The 20,353-nt window shown below is 76.2% G+C and carries 17 protein-coding genes; 15 read left to right on the top strand and 2 right to left on the bottom strand.

The window, feature by feature from the left end; genetic code table 11:
• Nucleotides 1-16: 16 nt before the first annotated feature.
• The 12 genes from VGL20_15680 to VGL20_15625 are packed head-to-tail and all read left to right on the top strand — an operon-like array spanning nt 17 to nt 12,071.
• A complete protein-coding gene (locus tag VGL20_15680; GenBank protein ID HEY2705122.1) occupies nt 17-787 on the top strand; it encodes a TlyA family RNA methyltransferase in 771 nt (256 codons plus the stop codon).
• Nucleotides 784-1,680: an NAD(+)/NADH kinase gene (locus VGL20_15675; GenBank protein ID HEY2705121.1), complete on the top strand. Its 897-nt coding sequence runs from the start codon at nt 784-786 to the stop codon at nt 1,678-1,680. Before VGL20_15680 ends, VGL20_15675 begins: the two co-directional genes overlap by 4 nt.
• A 2-nt stretch (nt 1,681-1,682) precedes the next feature.
• Nucleotides 1,683-3,431 carry a hypothetical protein gene (locus tag VGL20_15670; GenBank protein HEY2705120.1) on the top strand — a complete coding sequence of 583 codons (1,749 nt, stop codon included), beginning with the start codon at nt 1,683-1,685 and terminating at the stop codon, nt 3,429-3,431.
• Complete coding sequence (locus tag VGL20_15665; GenBank protein ID HEY2705119.1) at nt 3,424-4,194, top strand: ScpA family protein; 771 nt, start codon at nt 3,424-3,426, stop codon at nt 4,192-4,194. Before VGL20_15670 ends, VGL20_15665 begins: the two co-directional genes overlap by 8 nt.
• On the top strand, nt 4,187-4,852 hold the full coding sequence (gene scpB / locus VGL20_15660) for an SMC-Scp complex subunit ScpB (GenBank protein ID HEY2705118.1): 666 nt from the start codon (nt 4,187-4,189) through the stop codon (nt 4,850-4,852). Before VGL20_15665 ends, scpB begins: the two co-directional genes overlap by 8 nt.
• On the top strand, nt 4,849-5,613 hold the full coding sequence (locus VGL20_15655; GenBank protein HEY2705117.1) for a pseudouridine synthase: 765 nt from the start codon (nt 4,849-4,851) through the stop codon (nt 5,611-5,613). The genes scpB and VGL20_15655 overlap by 4 nt, the downstream gene beginning before the upstream one ends.
• Nucleotides 5,610-6,296, top strand: coding sequence for a (d)CMP kinase (gene cmk, locus VGL20_15650; GenBank protein HEY2705116.1), 687 nt, complete (start codon nt 5,610-5,612; stop codon nt 6,294-6,296). Before VGL20_15655 ends, cmk begins: the two co-directional genes overlap by 4 nt.
• A 3-nt stretch (nt 6,297-6,299) precedes the next feature.
• On the top strand, nt 6,300-6,977 hold the full coding sequence (locus tag VGL20_15645; protein HEY2705115.1) for a lysophospholipid acyltransferase family protein: 678 nt from the start codon (nt 6,300-6,302) through the stop codon (nt 6,975-6,977).
• Nucleotides 6,974-7,981: an NAD(P)H-dependent glycerol-3-phosphate dehydrogenase gene (locus VGL20_15640; protein HEY2705114.1), complete on the top strand. Its 1,008-nt coding sequence runs from the start codon at nt 6,974-6,976 to the stop codon at nt 7,979-7,981. Before VGL20_15645 ends, VGL20_15640 begins: the two co-directional genes overlap by 4 nt.
• Nucleotides 7,982-7,984: 3 nt before the next feature.
• Nucleotides 7,985-9,439, top strand: coding sequence for a wax ester/triacylglycerol synthase domain-containing protein (locus tag VGL20_15635; protein HEY2705113.1), 1,455 nt, complete (start codon nt 7,985-7,987; stop codon nt 9,437-9,439).
• A 2-nt stretch (nt 9,440-9,441) separates the two neighbouring features.
• Entirely contained in the window at nt 9,442-10,287 is an 846-nt protein-coding gene (locus VGL20_15630; GenBank protein HEY2705112.1) for an alpha/beta hydrolase, read from the top strand.
• Nucleotides 10,284-12,071: an AMP-binding protein gene (locus tag VGL20_15625; GenBank protein ID HEY2705111.1), complete on the top strand. Its 1,788-nt coding sequence runs from the start codon at nt 10,284-10,286 to the stop codon at nt 12,069-12,071. Before VGL20_15630 ends, VGL20_15625 begins: the two co-directional genes overlap by 4 nt.
• On the opposite strand, the gene VGL20_15620 is transcribed toward VGL20_15625, so the two are convergent.
• Entirely contained in the window at nt 11,995-13,596 is a 1,602-nt protein-coding gene (locus tag VGL20_15620) for an HAD-IB family hydrolase (GenBank protein HEY2705110.1), read from the bottom strand. The two genes, VGL20_15625 and VGL20_15620, sit on opposite strands and share 77 nt — an antisense overlap.
• Nucleotides 13,597-13,675: 79 nt before the next feature.
• Entirely contained in the window at nt 13,676-15,952 is a 2,277-nt protein-coding gene (locus VGL20_15615; protein HEY2705109.1) for a glycerol-3-phosphate 1-O-acyltransferase, read from the bottom strand.
• Between the two features lie 59 nt (nt 15,953-16,011).
• On the opposite strand from VGL20_15615, the gene VGL20_15610 reads away from it, so the two are divergent.
• The 3 genes from VGL20_15610 to nadE all read left to right on the top strand — a co-directional run.
• The gene (locus VGL20_15610) at nt 16,012-18,804 is read left to right on the top strand and encodes a helicase C-terminal domain-containing protein (GenBank protein HEY2705108.1); all 2,793 of its coding nucleotides are present in this window, start codon (nt 16,012-16,014) and stop codon (nt 18,802-18,804) included.
• Nucleotides 18,801-19,835, top strand: a complete 1,035-nt coding sequence (locus tag VGL20_15605) for a nitrilase-related carbon-nitrogen hydrolase (protein HEY2705107.1) — start codon at nt 18,801-18,803, stop codon at nt 19,833-19,835. The genes VGL20_15610 and VGL20_15605 overlap by 4 nt, the downstream gene beginning before the upstream one ends.
• On the top strand, nt 19,795-20,353 hold a 559-nt coding region (gene nadE, locus VGL20_15600), incomplete at its 3' end, for an NAD(+) synthase (protein ID HEY2705106.1). The genes VGL20_15605 and nadE, both read left to right, overlap by 41 nt.

The raw sequence follows: 20,353 nt of genomic DNA, 5'->3' as shown, positions 1-20,353 counted from the left end.
CCGCGGCGGAGAGTTCGTGAGCCTGCAGATGGACGCCCCCCAGCGCCTCGACGTCGCCCTGGTGGAGCGGGGCCTGGCCCCGTCGCGGGAGCGCGCCCAGGCGCTGATCGCCGCCGGGCTGGTGCTGATCGGTACCGAGCGTGCCCGGAGCGCGGCCCAGCGGGTCAGCGGCGGCGCCGAGGTCGCGGTGACCGGCCGCGACCACCCCTGGGTGGGCCGCGGCGGGGTCAAGCTGGTGGCCGGGCTCGACGGCTTCGAGGTGGCGGTGGAGGGCCGCACCGCCCTCGACGCCGGCGCCTCCACCGGCGGCTTCACCGAGGTGCTCCTCGACCGCGGGGCGGCGCTCGTGTACGCCGTCGACGTGGGCCGCGGCCAGCTCGACCCCCGCCTCGCCGGCGACCCCCGGGTGGTGGTGATGGACCGCACCAACCTCCGCCTGCTCGGGGCGCTGCCCGGGGCCGCCCCCTCGCTGGTCACCCTCGACCTCGCCTTCATCTCGCTGCGGCTGGTGCTCGAGCGGGTCGCCGCCCTCGCCGTCGCCGGCGCCGAGGTGGTGGCGCTCTTCAAGCCGCAGTTCGAGCTGGGTCGCGACGCGGTCGCTCGCGGTGGGGTGGTGCGCGACCCCGCCGCCGGCGAGGCGGGCGCCCGTGAGCTGCTGGAGTGGGCCCGGCTGCGGCTCGGCGCCACCGGCCGGGGGCCGCTGGCGTCGCCGATCACCGGCGCCAAGGGCAACCAGGAGTGGCTGCTCCACCTGCGCCTCCCCGGCGGCGGCGAGGCCGGCGGATGAGCCCGGCGCGGCGGAGCATCGGCTTCCTCCTCCACCCCCGGGAGCGCCACCACCCGGAGGTGCTCGACCCCGCCGCCGTCCGGGCGGCCGCCGCCGGCTACGAGGTCTGGATCGCGATGGGCGACGCCGAGACCGCGGTCGTCGAGCACGCCGAGAGCACCGCGCTGCTGGTCACCGTCGGCGGTGACGGCACCTTCCTGCTGGGGGCGCGGCTGGCGGCGCCCCGGGGCATCCCCGTGCTCGGGGTCAACCGCGGCCAGCTGGGCTTCCTCACCGACATCGACCTCGCCGACCTGCCCGACGCCATCGACTGCTTCGTCCAGGGCCGCCACCGGGTGGAGCGCCGCTCGCTGCTCGAGCTCGAGCTCGTCGACGACGCCTCCGGGCGTCCCCTGGACCTCGCCCTCAACGAGGTGGTGGTGAAGTCGACGGGCATGAACCTCGCCCGCCTCCGGGTCGAGGTCGAGGGCGAGCTGTTCGGCGAGTTCGACGCCGACGGGGTGATCATCGCGACCGCCACCGGATCGACCGCGTACGCGCTCAGCTCCGGCGGCCCGCTGGTCGACCCCCGGGTGCGCGCCGTCGTGGTGGTGCCGCTGGCGCCGCACGCGGTGATCACCCGGGCGGTGGTGCTTCCCGAGGCGGTCACGGTCCGGGTCATGGTGCAGCGGGGCCGCAGCTTCGCCGCCGCCGACGGCCACCTCGAGGTGCCGCTCCGCGAGGGCGGCGGGGTGGTGGTGCGGCCGGGCCCCGAGCTCCACGTGGTCCAGGTCGCCGGCTCGCCAACCTTCCTGCGCCGGCTCCGCGAGAAGCTCCGCTTCGGGATGCCGCTCAAGCACACCCTCGACGAGCCCGACGGCCGCCGGGTCCGCCGCACCACCGAGGAGTCCTGAACGTGGCCCTGGTCGAGCTCCGCATCGCCGACGTCGCCGTGCTCCGCTCGGTGAGCCTGGTCCCCGGAGAGGGGCTGACCGCCCTCACCGGCGAGACCGGCTCGGGGAAGTCGCTCTGCGTCACCGGCCTGCGCCTCGCCCTGGGCGGCCGGGTCGACGGCGAGGTGGTCGCCCGCGGCCGTGAGCGCGCCAGCGTCGCCGCCGTCTTCGACACCGTGCCGGCCGGGGTGCGCGAGCTCTGCTCCGCCCAGGGCATCGCCGTCGAGGAGCTGCTCACCCTCTCCCGCGACATCCCCGCCAGCGGCCGGGGCAGCTGCCGGGTGAACGGCTCGCTGGTCTCCATCGCCACCCTCCGGGAGATCGGCGAGCAGCTGGTCGAGATCACCGCCCAGGGCGAGAGCCACCGCCTGCTCCGGTCCGCGTGGCAGCGCCGGCTGCTCGACGCGATGGGCGGCGAGGCCGTGGCCGCCGCCCGCCGCGCCACCGCCGCCGCGGTCGCCGAGTGGCGCGCCGCCGAGGAGGCCGAGCGGCTCGCCGGGGCGCTGGCGGCGCGCGACCGCGAGCAGCTCGACCGCGCCCGCGACCTGGTCGAGGACCTCGGGCCGCTCCAGCTCACCCCGGGCGAGGACGCGACCCTCGCCGCCGACTGCGTCCGGCTGCGCGGCGCCGCCCGGCTGCGCGCCGCCGCCGACGCTCTCGGCGCCTCCTGCAGCGGCGGGGAGGAGGGTTCGGCGGCCGACCTCGTGGCCGCCGCCGTCGCCGCCGGCCGCCCGGTCGCCGCCGCCACCGGCGACACCGAGCTCGGCGCCCTCGTCGAGGCCGGCGGCGAGCTGGTCTCCCAGCTCACCGAGCTGGGCCGCCGGGCCCGCCGGCTCGCCGCCCAGTGCGAGGTCGACGACCGCCGCCTCGCCGTGGTGGAGGAGCGGCTCGACGTCCTCGAGCGGGTGAGGCGGCGCCACGGCGGCAGCCTCGAGACCGCGATCGCCCGCCTCGACGAGGCGGCCGCGCAGCTCGAGGCCGCCGGCGGCGACCGCACCCCGGAGCGGCTCGCCGCCGCCGCCGAGGCGAGCCGGGCCCGGGCCGCGGAGGCGGCGGCGGCGCTGAGCCGGGGCCGCCGCGCCGCCGCGACCGCGCTGGAGCGGGCGGTCACCGCCGAGCTCCGGCGGCTGCGGCTGCCCCACGCCCGCTTCCGGGTGGGCCTCCATCGCACCCCCGACGAGGCCGGCCTCGAGCTCGACGGCGTCCCGGTGGCCTGCGGTGCCGAGGGTGTCGACGGGGTCGAGTTCCGGCTCGGGGCGAACCGCGACGAGGTGCCCCTGCCCCTCGACGAGGGGGTCTCCGGCGGCGAGCTGTCGCGGCTCGGGCTGGCGCTGCGCGCGGTGGTGGCCGACGCCGACGACTGTCCGACGCTGGTCCTCGACGAGGTCGACACCGGCCTCGGGGGCGAGACCGCGGCCCGCGTCGGCGAGGTGCTGGCCGCGGTCGCCCGACGCCGCCAGGTGCTGGTGATCACCCACCGGCCGGAGATCGCGGCGCCCGCCACCCGCCACCTGGTGGTCGCCAAGCGCGACCGCGGCGGGCGTGTCGAGGCCTCGGTCGGCGCGGTCGAGGGCGAGGAGCGCGCCGCCGAGGTGGCCCGGTTGATGTCCGGCACCCCCACCGAGGCGGCGCTGGCCCGGGCGCGCGAGCTGCTGGCGGAGGCGGCGACGCCGGCACTCCGCCCCGCTCGTACCATTGGGCGCGATGAGTGAGCAGGAGCCGCCCTCCGAGGCCGCCCCGGAGACGCCCGCGGTGCGCTTCCCGGTCGACGTACCCGGCTTCCGCGGCCCCCTGGAGCAGCTGGTGGCGACCGCGCAGCGCGGCGACGTCGACCTCGCCGCCATCCCGGTGAGCCAGATCACCGCCGGCTTCCGGGCCCGCCTCGAGGAGACCGACACCGACCCGCGCGACCTCGCCGACTTCCTCAGCCTGGCCTCGCGGCTGCTCTCCCTCAAGGCCGCCCGGCTGCTCCCCGACGGCGCCATCGATGCCGAGGAGGCGGCCGCCGAGGACGGCGCGCCGGTCGACGACCCCGGTGCCCGCCTCGCCGAGTACCGGCTCTTCCGCGCCGCCGCCGAGGCGCTGCTCGCCGACGTCTCCGAGCAGGGGGCGCGGAGCTTCCTCAGCACGGTCTGCCCCGAGGTGGTGCCCTCCGAGCGGCTGGCCATCCCTCCCGAGCGGCTGCTGAGCGCCTTCCGCGCGGTGCTCGAGCGCCTCCCCGAGGCCGACCTGCTCGAGGTGCCGGCGAGCAGCTTCTCGGTGGAGCAGAAGGCGGTCGAGCTGCGCGCCCTGCTCGCCGGCCGGGGCACGCTGGGCTTCGACGAGGTCTTCGCCGGGGCGCGATCCCGGCTGGAGGCGGTGGCCGCGTTCCTCGCCCTCCTCGAGCTGATCAAGCGCGGCGAGGCCCGGGTCGATCAGGCGGACAGCTTCGGCGAGATCACCGTGACCGCGGTCGCGGTCCAGGCCCATGGCTGACCCGGACCTCGACCGCGCCATCCCCGACAGCGTCGTCGGCCTGCCCGCCGAGGAGCTCGACACCGCCCTCGAGGCGGTCTGCTTCGCGCTCAACCGCAGCCTCACCCTCGCCGAGGCGGCGGCGGTGCTGGGCCGCAGCCCCGGCGACCTGGCGGTCGCCGCAGAGACCCTCGCGATCCGCCTCCGCGGCCGCGGGTTGATGCTCCAGCGCCACCAGGACGAGGTGCAGCTGGTCACCCGCCCCGAGGTGGTCTGGGCGGTGCAGCGCGCCCTCAACCCGGAGCGTCCCAGCCGGCTCAGCCGGCCCGCCCTCGAGACCCTGGCGATCGTCGCCTACCGGCAGCCGCTCACCCGTGCCGCCGTCGAGGCGATCCGCGGGGTGAACTGCGAGGCGGTGCTCGAGAGCCTGGAGCGGCGCGGCCTGGTCGCCGAGGTCGGCCGTCAGGACAGCCCCGGGCACCCCCGCCTCTTCGCCACCACCCTGCGCTTCCTCGAGGTCGTCGGCCTGGAACGCGTCGAGGACCTGCCGCCGCTGCCCGAGGGAACGGTGATCCCCGAGCTGCCCGCGGAGCGGTGGGAGGAGGCCGCCGAGGAGGAGGAGCCGGTGCGCGAGGCTTCCGCGGCCGCCTCCGGGCAGCCGCCTGCGGGGCCGGGATGACCGCGGCCGAGTCGCCCGCGCCGCAGCGGCTCAACCGCTACCTCGCCGGTCGCGGCGTGGCCTCCCGGCGGGGCGCCGACCTGCTCATCGAGGCCGGCCGGGTGGCGGTGAACGGCCGCCGCGCCGCGCTGGGGATGCTCGTCGACCCGGTGCGCGACGGCGTCGCCGTCGACGGCCGGCCGGTGCCCCCGGCGCTCGAGTACCGCACCGTGATGCTGAACAAGCCGGTGGGGGTGGTGAGCACCCGCAGCGACCCCGGCGGCCGGCCCACCGTGCTCGACCTGGTCGAGGACTCGGCAGGGCTGTTCCCGGTCGGCCGGCTCGACACCGACAGCCGCGGGCTGCTGCTGCTGACCACCGACGGCGATCTGTCCCTTCGCCTCACCCATCCTCGCTACGGCATCCGCAAGCGCTACGCGGTGTCGGTGCGCGGCCGGGTGCCGAGGGCGGCGCTGCGCACCCTGCTCGCCGGGGTGCGGCTCGACGACGGCCCCGCCCGGGCGCTGGCCGCCGAGGTGGTCACCGGCGACCATCGCGACGCCACCCTGCTCGAGCTGGAGATGGGGGAGGGGCGGCGCCGCGAGGTGCGCCGGCTCTGCGCGGCCGCCGGCCTGGTGGTCACCGACCTGCGGCGGGTGGGCTTCGGCCCGCTCCGGCTGGGCCGGCTCGCCGAGGGCACCAGCCGCAGGCTGCGCCCCGCCGAGGAGGCCGAGCTGCGCGCCGCCACCGGCCTCGCCGAGCCCCCCGCGGACGAGGTATGAGCCTGCTCATCACCGTCGACGGTCCCGCGGGCAGCGGCAAGAGCACCCTGGGACGGCGGCTGGCGACCGCGCTCTGCCTGCCTCTGGTCGACACCGGGCTCTTCTACCGCGGCCTCACCGTCGCCGCGGTGCGGGCCGGGCTCGACGGCACCGACCCCGCCGCCGCCGAACGCCTCGCCGGCTCGGTGCGCATCGAGCTGAACACCGATCCCTCCGGCGGTTCGGGCGCCTGGACGGTGCGGGTCGACGGGGAGGATGCCACCGAGGCCGCCCGCGACCCTCGGCACGCTCCGCTGCTGACCGCGCTGAGCGGCATGGAGGGGGTGCGGCGCGCCCTCCTCGCCCCCCAGCGCGAGGCCGCCGCCGCCGGCGCCGTGGCGGTCGGCCGCGACTGCGGAACCGTGGTCTTCCCCGGGGCCGAGGTGAAGCTCTACCTCGACGCCGCCCCGGAGGTGCGGGCGTCGCGGCGCGAGGTCCAGCTGCGCCGCCGGGGCACCGCCGTCGACGCCGCCCAGCTGCACTCGGAGGTCGCCGAGCGCGACGCCCGCGACTCCGGACGCGCGGTCGCCCCGCTGCGCCGTGCCGACGGCGCCCACGTCATCGACACCGGCGCCCACGGCATCGACGAGGTCGCCGAGCTCGCCCTCGAGCTGTGCCGGCGCGCCGGCGTCCCCGGCTGCTGAGCCATGCGCCCCGTGGTCCCCTCCATCCGCACCTCGCCGCTGTACCCGTTCGAGCGGCGGCTGATGCTCAGCCTGATGTGGCTCTTCCTCCGTGACGGTCTCCACGTCGAGGGGCTGGAGAACGTCCCCCGGGGCGGCTGCATCGTCGCCGGCAACCACCTCGCCACCTGCGACCCGCCCCTGATCGGCGCGCTCATCCGCCGCCACGACGTCCACTACATGGCCAAGGCCGAGGCGTTCGAGAGGGCGGCCACCGGCTGGATCATCGCCGGCTACAACGCCTTCCCGGTGCAGCGCCACACCGCCGACCGGCTGGCGATCCGCCGCTCGCTGGCGGTGCTCGCCCAGGGGCGGGTGCTGATCATGATGCCGGAGGGCACGCGCAGCCCCGACGCCACCCTGCAGCGCGCCGAGCCGGGGGTGGGCCTGATCGCCCGCCGCTCCCGCGCCCCGATCGTGCCGGTCGGGGTCTGGGGAAGCGAGAACGCGATGCCGAGGGGGGTGGTGATGCCCCGGCGGGCCGAGGTGCACGTCCGCTACGGCGCTCCGGTGCACCTCCCCGACCCGCCGATGGGCAACCAGGAGAGCGCCGACTGGATCATGGCGCGGATCGCCGAGCTCGTCCCCGAGCGCTACCGCGGGGCCGGCGCGCGGACCGGCGCGGCGGCGACCTCACCGTGAGCCGCCAGCCCGGCGTGACGGTGGTGGGGGCGGGGTCGTGGGGCACGACGGTGGCGTCCATGGTGGCGCGGCGCACCCCCACGACGATCTGGTCGCGCCGCCCCGAGGTCGCCGAGGAGATCGCCTCCGAGCACACCAATCAGGCCTACCTCCCCGACCGCCTCCTCGACCCCGGGCTCCGGGCCACCGCCGCCCTCGACGAGGCGGCGGGCGAGGCCGACGTGCTGGTGATGGCGGTGCCGAGCCACGGCTTCCGCCAGGTGCTGGAGCAGGCGGCACCGCACCTGCGCCCCTGGGTGCCGGTGATCAGTCTGAGCAAGGGCCTGGAGCAGGGCACCCGGGCGCGGATGACCGAGGTGATCGCCGAGGTGCTCCCCGGCCATCCCGCCGGGGTGCTCGCCGGGCCCAACCTGGCCCGGGAGATCCTCGACGGCTACGCCGCCGCGGCGCTGGTGGCGATGCCCGACCTGCGCGTCGCCGCCGCCCTCCAGGAGATCTTCCGCAGCACCCTGTTCCGCGTCTACACCGGCACCGACGTCTGCGGCGCCGAGATCGCCGGGGCGCTGAAGAACGTCTTCGCCATCGCCGCGGGCATGGCCTCGGGCCTGGGCACCGGCGACAACACCCTCGCCCTGGTGATCTCGCGCTGCCTCGCCGAGCTCACCCGTCTCGGGGTGGCGATGGGCGGAGAGCGGCACACCTTCGCCGGCCTCGCCGGCATGGGCGACCTGCTCGCCACCTGCATGAGCCCGCAGAGCCGCAACCGGCGGGTCGGGGTGGAGCTGGCCCGGGGACGCTCCATCGACGAGGTGACCGGCGAGATGAAGATGGTCGCCGAGGGGGTCAGGACCTCGCGGGTGGTGATCGAGCTCGCCGAGGAGCACGGCGTCGAGGTGCCCATCGCCCACGAGGTCCACATGGTGGTCAACGAGGGTCGCAGCCCCGAGGAGGCCTTCCGCGGGCTGATGCGCCGGAGGCCGACCACCGAGCTGGCGGCGGGCTGACCGATGGCCCGCGCCGCCCTCCCGCAGACCGACGAGGAGGCCTGGGCGGCCGCCGCCGCGTGGGCCACCGCCGGCGAGATGAGCCCGTTCGAGGCGCTGATGTGGCGGGCCGAGAGCGACCCCCGGCTGCGCTCGCCGATGACCGTCGTGGACGTCCTCGACCGCGCCCCCGACTGGCGGCGGCTGGTGGCCGCGCACCAGTGGGGCACCCGGCTGGTGCCGCGGGCGCGGCAGCGGGTGGTCGAGCCGCCGCTGCACCTCGGCGCCCCGGCCTGGGCCGCCGACCCCGACTTCGACCTCCACCACCACCTGCGCCGCGCCCGGGTGCCCCCGCCCGGCACCCTCACCCAGGTGCTCGAGCTCGCCGAGCAGATGGCGATGACCCCGTTCGACCGCGCCCGGCCGCTCTGGGAGGCGCTGCTCGTCGAGGGAATGGAGGGCGGCGGCGCCGCCTACCTGTTCAAGATCCACCACAGCGTGACCGACGGGATGGGCGGCATCCAGCTGCTCAGCCTGCTCCACAGCCGCCGCCGCGAGCCCTCGCGGCGCACCCCGATGCCGCCGCCGCCCCAGCCGGCGCGGATCTCGCCGCTGTCGGTCCTCGGCGGCCAGGTGCGGCGCCGGCTGCGGGCGGCGCCGGCCGAGGCGGGGCGCCACCTGGGGTCCGGGATGATCGCGCTCGGGCGGCTCGCCGCCGACCCGGTCGACGCCGTCGGCGGCGCGCTGCGGTTCGGGCGCTCGCTGCAGCGGGTGCTGGCGCCGCCGCCGGCGCCCCCCTCGCCACTGCTCCGTGGGCGCAGCCTCTCCTGGCGCTTCGGCGCCCTGGAGTGCGGGGTGGACGCGCTCCGCGCCGCCGGCCGTGCCGCCGGCGGCACCCACGGCGACGCCGATGTCGCCGCCGGCCGCGGCGGCGTCCGGCGCTACCACGAGCATTTCGGGGTGGCCGTCGACGAGCTGCCGATGGCGATGCCCGTCAGCCTCCGCCGCGACGACCACCCGATGGGCGGCAACCGCTTCGCCGGGGCGCGGCTGGCCGCGCCGGTGGGCGAGCCCGACCCCGGCGAGCGGATCCGGCTGATCCACGACCTCGTCCTCGGCGCCCGCGCCGAGCCCGCCGCCGACGCCCTCGGGCTGCTCGCCCCCGCCCTCAGCCTGGTGCCGACCCCGCTGATCACCCGCTGGTACGCCGCCCTGACCGGCGGCCTCGACCTCCAGGCGAGCAACGTGCCCGGCATCCCCCACCCGGTGTACATCGCCGGGGCGCGGATCGAGCGCATGTACCCGTTCGGACCGCTGCCCGGCTGCGCGGTGATGACCGGGCTGGTCTCCCACGTCGACACCTGCTGCATCGGAGTCAACTGCGACGCCGCCGCGGTCACCGACGTCGACCGCTTCCTCGACTGCCTCGGCGAGGGGCTCGCCGAGGTGCTGGCACTGGCATCGCACACCGGAGGCTGAGAGTGGAGCACGTGGAGGGACGCCTCGCCGGCACCGGCGGCATCCAGGTCTACTGGCAGGCGTGGCTGCCCGAGGGCGAGCCCCGGGCGGTGGTGGTGATCGCCCACGGCGCGGGCGAGCACTCCGGCCGCTATGCCCACGTCGCCGCGCACCTGGTCGCGGCCGGCTACGCCGTGCACGCCCTCGACCACCGCGGCCACGGCCGCACCACCGGGCGCCGCGCCCTGGTCGACCGCATCGACCACGTGGTCGCCGACCTCGACGCGTTCGTCCTGGTGGCCGGCAACCGTCACCCCGGGCGCCCGGTATTCCTGCTCGGGCACAGCATGGGCGGCTGCATCGCGCTGGCCTACGGGCTGCGATACCAGCAGCGGCTCGAGGGCCTGCTGCTCTCCGGGGCGGTGGCGCAGCTCGACGCCCCGGCGGTGCTCAGGGTGGTGGTGCGCGTCCTCTCCCGGGTCGCGCCCGCCCTGGGTGTGGTGGCGGTCGACCCAGCCCTGGTCAGCCGCGACCCGGCGGTGGTGCACGCCTATCGGGACGACCCCCTGGTCTTCCACGGGAAGCTGCCGGCGCGGACCGTGGCGGAGATGGCGGATGCCGCCGACGGCTTCCCGGCGGCGGCGCCGGCGCTGCGGCTGCCGCTCCTGGTGATGCACGGCGGCGCCGACGCCATCGTCCCGGTGGCGGGCAGCCGGATGGTGCACGAGCGCGCCGGCTCGGCCGATCGAACCCTCAGGATCTACGACGGGCTCTCTCACGAGATCCTCAACGAGCCGGAGCAGGCGGAGGTGCTCGCCGACATCACCGGCTGGCTCGACGCTCACACCGAGGGGGAGGCGAGACCATGAGCGCACTCGACGTGTCCAGCCTCTGCGAGGCCTTCCAGCGCACCGCCGCGGCGCGGCCCGACGCGGTGGCGTTGCGCAGCGCCGGCGGCGGCACCCGCGTCACCTGGGGCGAGTACGCCACCCGGGTGGCCCGCGTCGCCGCCGGGCTGCACCGGCTCGGGGTGCGCCACGGCGACACCGTGGCGCTGATGATGACCAACCGTCCCGAGTTCAACATCTGCGACACCGCGGCGATGCACCTCGGCGCCGCGCCGTTCTCGGTCTACAACACCCTGCCCGCCGACCAGGTCGCCTACCTCTTCCGCAACGCGGGCAACCGGGTGGCCCTCTGCGAGGCGCGGTTCGCCGGCATCGTGCTCGCCGCCGCCGCGGCCTCGGGCGTCGAGCACGTGATCTGCGTCGACGGCGCCCCGGAGGGCACGGTGGCGCTGGAGCGGCTGGAGGCGGAGGGCGAGGGCGATGTCGACCTCGAGGCGGCCTGGCGGCAGGTCGGGCCCCAGGACCTGCTCACCCTCATCTACACCTCGGGCACCACCGGGCCGCCCAAGGGGGTGGAGATCACCCACGCCAACATGGTCGCCCAGCTGCGTGCAACCTCCGCGCTGCTGGCGGTGTTCCCCGGCGACCGCACCGTCTCCTACCTGCCCTCCGCGCACATCGCCGACCGCTGGGCGGCCCACTACACGGGGATGGCCTTCGGGGTGGAGGTCACCGCGTGCCCCGACCCGCGCGTGGTCGGCGCCGCGCTCCCCGAGGTGCGTCCCACCATCTGGGGCGCGGTGCCCCGGGTCTGGGAGCGGCTCCACGCCGGGCTGGAGGCGGCGACCGCCACCGACCCCGACGAGGAGCGGCGCCGGGCGATGCGCTGGGCGATCGACTGCGGGCTGCGCCGGGTGCGCGCCGAGCAGGCGGAGATCAGGGGCGAGGGTCCCGGCCCCGACCCGGCGCTGCTCACCGAGTGCAGCCGGGCGGACGAGCTGGTGCTCGCCCCGCTGCGCCGCCGCCTCGGCCTCGACCAGGCCCGCTGGCTGGTGTCGGGGGCCGCCCCGATCGCCACCGAGCTGCTCGAGTACTTCGACGCCCTCGGCCTGCCCATCCTCGAGCTCTGGGGGATGTCGGAGGTCTCCTGCTGCGGCACCATCAACGTCCCCGGGCGGGCCCGCATCGGCACCGTCGGAGTGGCCCTCAGCGGCGTCCACGTGCGCCTGGCGGACGACGGCGAGCTGCTGGTCCGCGGCGACACCGTGATGCGCGGCTACCGCAACGAGCCGGAGAAGTCCGCCGAGGCGATCGACGCCGAGGGCTGGCTCCACACCGGCGACATCGCCACCATCGACACCGAGGGCTACATCAGCATCGTCGACCGGAAGAAGGAGCTGATCATCAACGCCGCCGGCAAGAACATGTCGCCGGCCAACATCGAGAGCACCCTGAAGACCGCCAGCCCGCTGATCGGCCAGGCGGTGTGTATCGGCGACCGCCGCCCGTTCAACACCGCGCTGCTGGTGCTCGACCCCGACGGCGCCGCCTCCTGGGCGGCCACCCAGGGTGTCGACGGCGCCACCCTGGACGCCCTGGCCGCCGATCCGCGGGTGCGCGCCGCCCTCGAGGAGGCGGTCGCGGCCGCCAATCAGCGGCTCTCGCGGGTCGAGCAGATCAAGCGCTTCGCCGTGCTCCCCGATGCCTGGGAGCCCGGCGGCGTCGAGCTCACTCCGACGATGAAGCTGAAGCGCCGGCCGATCGCGGAGAAGTACGCCGCGGAGATCGAGTCGCTCTACGCCTGACCGGGGCGGCGGCCCCGTTGCCGCCCGGCGGCTCCACCGCCACCTCGAGCCGCGCCGGTGGCCGGCGCCGGGCGCGGCCGGGCAGATCGCGGCGCCCGTCGGGCCAGTCGTCGAGGGTCTCGCGGTAGCGGCGCTCGAGGTCGGCGACGTGGCCGGGCAGGTCCTCGACCCCCCAGTCCCGGGTGGCGATGGGGGGGAGGACGGCGACGTCGACGGTGCCCGGCCGCACCAGGAACGAGCCCCGCCACATCACCTCGCCGGCGTTGCGGATCACGATCGGCACGATCGGGACGCCGGCCTGCATCGCCACGTGGAAGGCGCCCTTCTTGAAGCGGCCCAGCCGCGGGGTCACCGACCGGGTGCCCTCCGGGGCGATCGCCAGCGAGATGCCCGCGCGGAGCTTCTCCACCGCGGGGGCGAGCGCCGCCCGGGCCTGCTCCGTGTTGCCCCGCTCGACGTAGGCGACCCCGGCGACCATGCCGAGGAGGGCGAAGCGGGGGTCGCGCGACGCCTCCTTCTTCGCCACCCCGGTGAGGTCGCGGCGGACCAGGTTGGCGACGATGGGCACGTCCATCGAGCTCTGGTGGTTGAAGACGAAGACCGCGGGGCGGTGGCTCCAGAGGTGCTCCTCGCCGGTGACGTTCAGCCGCACCCCGGCGAGCGCCAGGGCGACGTCCGAGCCCACCGAGGTGGCCAGGTTCGCGGCCTGGCGCCGGCTGCCGTTGAGCAGCCCGAGGCCGGCGCCCACCGCCCCGGCGGCGGCGAGCCCGGTGAGCGCCGCCCCGGTGCGGAGCAGCTGCTCCGCGCCGGGGCGGCCGCGGTCGGCGAAGCGCACCACCGGCCAGCCCCGGCGCATCGCCGTCCGCCGCAGCCCGTCCTGGGGGTTGAGCGGGCGGGGGTTGCCCACGGTCTCGAGGAAGGGAACGTCCTCGTCGCCGTTGGCGTAGCCGTAGCTGGCGTCGAGGTCGAGCTTGAGGCGCCGTGCCAGCTCGCGGACCCCCCGCGCCTTGCCCTCCCCCCAGAGCACCTCCCCCTGGAGGTTGCCGGTGATGATGCCGCGCTCCACCTCGACCTGCGAGCAGAGCAGGTGGTCGAAGCCGAGGTCCTCGGCCAGCGGGCCCGCCTGGTAGCGGGTCGCCGACGAGGCCAGCACCAGGGTGTGGCCGGCGCGCTGGTGGGCCCGCACCAGGGCGCGCGCCTCCGGGTAGACCATGCCGGCGATGCGCTGCACGAAGAGGCGCTCGCCCAGCTCGGTGAGCTCGTCCTCGGAGTGCCCGGCCATCGCCCGGGCGGCGATCCGCATCAGCCCGGTGACGTCGCTCCCGCGCAGGCTCATCTCGGCGCCGGCGATCAGGGTGCTGGCCAGCTCCCGCGGGCTCACCTGCCGCTTGAGCAGGCGGTCGAGGTAGAAGACGGTGGCCGAGTAGCCGGCGATCAGGGTGCCGTCGAAGTCGAAGAAGGCGCCGACGCCGGGCCCCTTCGGCCCCGCCTCCACCTCGGCGATGCGCGCCGCCAGCCCGCTCATGTTCACAGGGGGGGTGTCCCCCCCCTCGCTCCGGCGTCGGAGCCGCCTGCGCTCACCCCGCCCCGTCCGATCAGCGAGCTCATGTCCGCGGCGCCCGCAGCGCCAGGTCGCGGATCCTCTCGAGCCGGCGCACCACGGTGCGGAGCTCGTCGGCGAGGGCGCGGCGGCCCTCGGCGACGGCCTCGCGGCCGGGGTCGACGAGGTCGCGGTTGGCGGCGAGGGCGAGGCCGGTGCGGAACAGCTCGGTGGAGATCGCCTCGGGGCTGTGCAGCCGCTGCTGCAGGCGCAGCTGGCGGGCGGCGCCGAGGCACTCGCGGAGGAAGGCCCTCTCCTCGATCGGCTCCCGGGGATCGCGGGCGGCGAGCCGCTCGGCGACCACCAGGTAGGCCTCGACGTAGGGGCGGATGATGCGGTGGGCGAGGTAGAGGTGGGAGCCGGTGAGCCGCTCCAGGATCGCCTCGGGGTCGCCGGCGCGCTGCTCCCACTCAGGGTCGAAGACGGCGAGCTCGTCGCGCAGCTCCTGGGCGAAGGCCGCCTTGCCGGCGAAGAAGAACTCGAACTTCAGCAGGTCGCGCAGCCGCAGCGCCTCCTCCCAGGCGCCGAGCACCGGGTCCTCCAGGCGCTCCTCGCTCGCCCGCACGACGATCAGCTCCACCAGCGCGCGGTTGACGAAGAAGTGGGCGACGCCGTTGCGGTAGAAGGCGGCCTCGAGGTGGCGGGAGGGGGTCACCCGCCAGACCGGCTCGACGCCCTCGGCGAAGCGGTCGGCGAGCCCCTGACCCTCCAGCGCCTCGAGCGCGCGGCGCACCGCCCGGGGCTCGGTCGAGGTCGCCCCCTCGGTGGTGGGCAGGCCGCGACGCTCGACGTAGCCGGACAGCGGCACCAGGCTGGCGCACACCTGGTCGAGGGTGAGGGCACGGTCCTCGGCGCCGAGCAGGGCGAGGGTGACCAGCGAGGGGGCGGTCACCGGGGTGGCCCGGTTGATCCGGTGCAGCACCTCGAAGGCGAGCTTCTCGACGGCGTGGCCGGAGCGGCTGCCGTTGCTGCTCGACTCCATCCCCTCGCGCAGCGAGAGCGGCTCGCCGAAGCGGACGTGGACCACGCTGTGGCTGCTCGACTGCTGGCGCAGGTAGCGGAGGAACCAGCCGAACCCCTCGCGCTGCCTGGCGCCCCCGGTGCCCTCGGCGGCCATGGCGCCGACCTCGGGCAGGTGCTCGTAGACGATCGACGTGGGCACCAGCAGCACGTCGTCGGCGGCGCCCTCCATCACCGCCTCGACCAGGTAGGCGAGCAGCCCCAGCCGGGGCGGCCGGAGCTTGCCGGTGCGGCTGCGGCCCCCCTCGATGTACCACTCCAGGTTGAAGCGCTTGCGCACCAGGTAGCCGACGTACTCCCGGAGCGTGAGCTTGTAGACGGGGTTGTCCCTGATGCTCCGGCGGATGAACACGTAGCCGCTGCGCCGCGCCAGCGGGCCGACCGGCCAGAAGGCGACGTTGACCCCGCCGAGCACGTGGTTGGGGGCGAAGCCGTGCTCGTGGAGCGCGGTGCGGAGCACCAGCGGGTCCACGTAGGAGCGGTGGCTGGGGAGGAAGACCAGCGCCCGGTGGCGGCCGAGCCCCCGCAGCTCGTCGAGCCGGGCGGCGTCGACCCCGATGGCGTGGCCGCGGAGCGCGACCCGGATCAGCTGCTCCCAGGCGTCGATCGCCAGCCGGCTCGAGCTCGCCGCCATCTCCTCGAGGTACCCGGCGGCCTCGGCGAGCACCTCCGAATCGGGGCGGTCCAGCCGGGCGGCGAGCTCGGCGACCCGCTCGCGGAAGCGGGCGCTGGAGGTGATCTCGTCGCCGACCAGCCGCGCCACCTTGTAGCGGTCGCCGAGCAGCCGCCGCTCGGCGCGCTCCAGGGCGAGCACCGCCTGGCGGCGCACGAAGCCGGCGAACTCCGCCCCGCCACCACCGCCGGTGCTCGCCTCGAAGCGGCTGCGCAGGGCGCTGACCGTGGCCGGTTCGCCGGCGACGACCCGGCGCCGGCCGGGGTCGCGGCGGAGGAGGCGGGTGTGCTCGAGGAGGCCGGCGATCCCCGCGCCGCGGTCGCGGCCGCCTCCCTGCCGGGGCATCCAGGTCACCCGCACCGGCACCACCCGGGGGTCGCCGGCGGCCTGGTCGAGCCGCGCGACGAGGCTGGCGTCGCCGGCGTCGACCACCGCGACCCGGCCGCCGAGCCGGGGGCGCTCGCGCTCCAGCCACTCCTCGACGACGCCGCGCTCGGCGGCGGTGGTGGCGAAGCGGAGCACCACCACGCCATCGGTGCCCGGCGGGGTCACCGGGGACGGCTGTGCGGAGTGGACGGCGCTGGACACGAGGCCGTCGAGTCTATCCGTCAAGCTCGATCCGGACCCGAACGTACAATCGCCCCAGCGTGGCTGCAGCAGACTTCGTCGCATTCGACCTCGAGACCACCGGTCTGTCCCCGCGGAGCGACCGGATCATCGAGATCGCGGCGGTGCGCTTCGGCCGGGACATGCGGGCGGTCGACCGCCTCGACGTGATCGTCGACCCCGGCGTCCCCGTCCCCCTGGCGGTGCAGCGGCTCACCGGGCTCGGCGACGCCGACGTCAGCGGCGCGCCCTCCGGGGTGGAGGGGGCGGCCCAGCTCGCCGACTTCTGCGACGGCGCCCGGCTGGTCGCCCACGGCGCCGCCTTCGACCTCGCCTTCTGCGCGGCGCTGGTGCCCGGCGCATTCGCCGGCCGGACCGTGCTCGACACCCTCGAGCTGGCCCGCATCCTGCTGCCCCTCGCCGCCAGCCACAGCCTGCCGCTGCTCAGCCGGGCGCTCGACATCGAGCACCTGCGCCCCCACCGCGCCGGCAGCGACGCCGAGGCCACCCGGCTGCTCTTCACCCACCTCGTCGAGGTCGCCGAGTCGCTCCCCGAGGGGCTGCTGGCGACGATGCGCGACCTGGTGGCGCCGATCCGCGGCCCGCTCCGCGACTTTCTCGTGGAGGTGATCGGGGGCGGCGGCGCGGCCGGGCGGGAATGGCGGGTGGGCTCGGGGCGCAGCCGCGGCCGCTCCGGGATCCGGGCGGTGGCCGCCACCACCGGGGCCGGCTCCGGCCGGCCGCTCGCCGAGGAGGCGGCCGAGCTGCTCGGCCCGTCCGGCCCGCTGGCCGCCGGCGACGGCTACGAGTACCGCGAGTCGCAGCTCCAGATGGCCCGGGCGGTGGCCCAGACGCTGGAGCGCTCCGGGCGGCTGATGGTCGAGGCGGGCACCGGCACCGGCAAGTCGCTCGCCTACCTGGTGCCACTCGCCCTCTGGGCGCGGAACACGGGACGGCGCGCGGTGGTGGCGACCCACACCATCACCCTGCAGGAGCAGCTCGCCGACCGCGAGCTCGCCACCGTCTCGGCCCTGCTCGGCACCCGGGTCGAGCACGCCGTGCTCAAGGGCCGCCAGCACTACCTCTCGCTGCGCCGCTGGGAGCGCTTCCTCGCCACCCCCGACCACGGCGGCCACGGCCTCCCCCTGGAGACGCTGCGCTTCAAGCTGAAGCTGCTCTGCTGGCTGGCCCAGACCGAGACCGGCGACCGCGCCGAGCTGCGCCTGGCCGGCTCCGAGGAGGCGCTGTGGGAGCGGGTGCAGTCGGAGAGCGGCGACTGCCTGGGGGGCGCCTGCGCCAACTGGCGTGACGGCCGCTGCTTCATGGTCGCGGCGCGCCGGGCGGCCGCCGACGCCGACCTGGTGATCACCAACCACGCCCTGCTGCTCGCCGACGCCGAGCGCCAGGGCACGGTGCTGACCCCGTACTCGGCGCTGGTCGTCGACGAGGCCCACCGCCTCGAGGAGGCGGCCACCCGGCAGCTCGGCCACGAGCTGCGCGCCGCCGGCGTGCTCGCCGTCCTCGACCGCCTCCGCCAGGACGGCGAGGGCGATCTGGCGGTGGCGCTGGCCCGCGCCCGCGAGGCCACCCAGCGGCTCTTCGGCGACGTCAAGGGCTTCGTCACCGCCACCCTCGGGATCGACCACCCCGGCAACGCCACCGTCGGTCTCACCGACGCGGTCCGCGGCGGCGCCGGCTTCGGGCCCCTGGAGCGCTCCGCCCTCCACGCCCGCGCCCGGCTGCGCGAGGCGGCGGCCGCGCTCCGCGCCGCCCAGGGCGGCGGCTCGCTGCAGCCCGGCCTGCTCCCCCAACCCGACCGGGCCGACGACGAGCTCGAGCTCGCCGCCGCCACCGTCGAGGAGGCGGCCGCGGTGGTCGACCGGGTGCTCTGCGCCCCCGCCGCGGACAGCGTCCGCTGGCTCGAGCTCCGCGCCGAGCAGGCCGAGCTCCACGAGGCGCCGCTGCAGGTCGGCGAGCGGCTCGCCGGCGGCGTCTTCGACCGCGCCGACGCCACCATCCTCACCTCGGCGACGCTCTCGGTGGGCGGGTCGGTCGACTTCGTCCGCGCCCGCACCGGGGTGGGGGAGGGGGCGGACGCGCTGGTGCTGCCCTCGCCGTTCGACTTCCTCTCCCAGGCGCTCTGCGTGCTCGCCACCGACGTGCCCGCGCACGACGACCCCGCCCACTCCGTCGCCCTCGCCGACCTCACCGCCGGGGTGGCCACCCGCCTGGGCGGCCGCACCCTGGTGCTCTTCACCGGCTACGCGCCGCTGCGGAACGTCCACGCGCTCCTCGCCACCCGCATGGAGGCCCAGGGCATCGCCGTGCTCGGCCAGGGGCTCGACGGCACCCGCCGCCAGGTTCTCTCCAGCTTCGTCAAGAACACCCGGAGCGTGCTGCTCGGCACCACCTCCTTCTGGGAGGGCATCGACATCCCCGGCGACGCGCTCAGCTGCGTGATCATCGCCAAGCTGCCCTTCCCGGTGCCGTCCGACCCGCTGGTGGCGGCGCGCGGCGCGCTCCTCCGCGACCCCTTCGCCGAGCTGGCGCTGCCCACCGCGGTGCTCCGCCTCCGCCAGGGCTTCGGGCGGCTGATCCGGCGCACCGCCGACCGCGGCGCGGTCGTGCTCTGCGACCCCCGCCTCGACAGCCGCGACTACGGGCCCACCTTCCTGCGCGCGCTCCCCGAGGCGCTGGTCGTCCGCGAGCCCGCCGCCGGGGTGCCGATGGTGGTCGAGGACTTCGTGACCACCGGCCGGGTGCCCGAGGCGGCGCGGGCGCGAAGCGTCGTGCTCGAGGAGGCGGTGCCCTCGGGCCGTGACGACGCCGCATGACGGAGACCGGCGGCTCGGACGGCGGCGACTCCCCCGACTCCCCCGAGTTCGTGATCCAGATGGGGGGGAGGGCGGAGGACAGCCTCGCCCCCCGGCGCGGCGTCCCCGACGACGCCTCCCAGGCGTCCCGGGAGATGGTCGAGGCGCAGGAGGGGGACGTGGTCGTCGCCCTCGCCCAGATCGCGCCGAGGCTCGGTGACGTGGCCGCGAACCTGGAGCGCCACCTCGCCATCATCGACGACGTCCGCAGCGGCGGCGGCCACCTCGTGGTCTTCCCCGAGCTGTCGCTCACCGGGTACTTCCTCAAGGACCTGGTGCCCGACGTCGCCCTGCGCGGCGACGCCCCCCAGCTGGCCGAGCTCGCCGCCGCCTGCACCGGCATCGACGCGGTCGTCGGCATGGTGCTGGAGGGCGACGACGCGCGCTTCCACAACGCCGCCGTCTACCTCAGCGGCGGGCGCGCGGTCCACGTCCACCGGAAGTGCTACCTGCCCACCTACGGGCTCTTCGACGAGCTCCGCTACCTCGCCGCCGGCGACCGGCTCCGCGCCTTCGAAGCCCCGCTGACCGCCGCCGCCCCGCGCCGTCCCTGGCGGGCGGGGACGCTGATCTGCGAGGACATGTGGCACCCCGGCGCGGCCGCCCTGCTCGCCCGGCAGGGGGTGGACCTGTTCCTCTGCCCGTCGGCGTCGCCCGGCCGCGGCATCGTCCAGGGGGCGGCGCTGGGAACCGCCCTCAGCTACGACAGCATGACCCGCACCTATGCCCAGCTCTTCACCTCCTACCTGGTGTACTGCAACCGGGTGGGCTTCGAGGACGGCGTCGGTTTCTGGGGCGGATCGCGGGTGGTCGGGCCCCAGGGGGCGCCGCTGGCCGAGCCGTGCGGCTCCGAGGAGACGCTGATGTGGCATCGTCTCGACCTCGGCACCCTGCGCCGGGTGCGCATCTCCTACCCGCTGCTGCGCGACGAGCGCCCGGATCTCATCGACAATGAGTCAGACCGTCTCCGCCGCCGACGCACTCTCGATTGACACCGACGTCGTCACCGAGATCCTCCTGGGATTCATCCGTGACGAGGTCGGCAAGGTCGGGTTCGAAAGGGTCGTCCTCGGCCTGAGCGGGGGCGTCGACTCCGCCCTGGTGGCGGCGCTCGCCGCCCGCGCCCTGGGGCCCGAGAACGTCCTGCCGGTGATCATGCCCTACCGCTCCAGCAGCCCCGAGTCCGAGGCCGACGCCCGCACCGTTGCCACCCGGCTGGGCCTCGCCGAGCCGGTGGTGGCGGACATCTCCCCCCAGGTCGACGCCTACTTCGACCGCTTCCCCGACGCCGACCGCGGCCGCCGCGGCAACAAGATGGCCCGGGAGCGGATGAGCATCCTCTACGACATGTCGTGGGCCCACCGGGCGCTGGTGATCGGCACCTCGAACAAGACCGAGCTGCTGCTCGGCTACGGGACCATCCACGGCGACATGGCCCACGCCCTCAACCCCCTCGGCGACCTCTACAAGACCCAGGTGTTCGCGATGGCGCGGGCGCTCGACCTCCCCC

The sequence above is a fragment of the Candidatus Dormiibacterota bacterium genome, assembly GCA_036495095.1.
In the GTDB taxonomy this organism is placed as follows: domain Bacteria; phylum Chloroflexota; class Dormibacteria; order Aeolococcales; family Aeolococcaceae; genus CF-96.
This window is presented reverse-complemented; position numbering and strand designations above follow the sequence as displayed.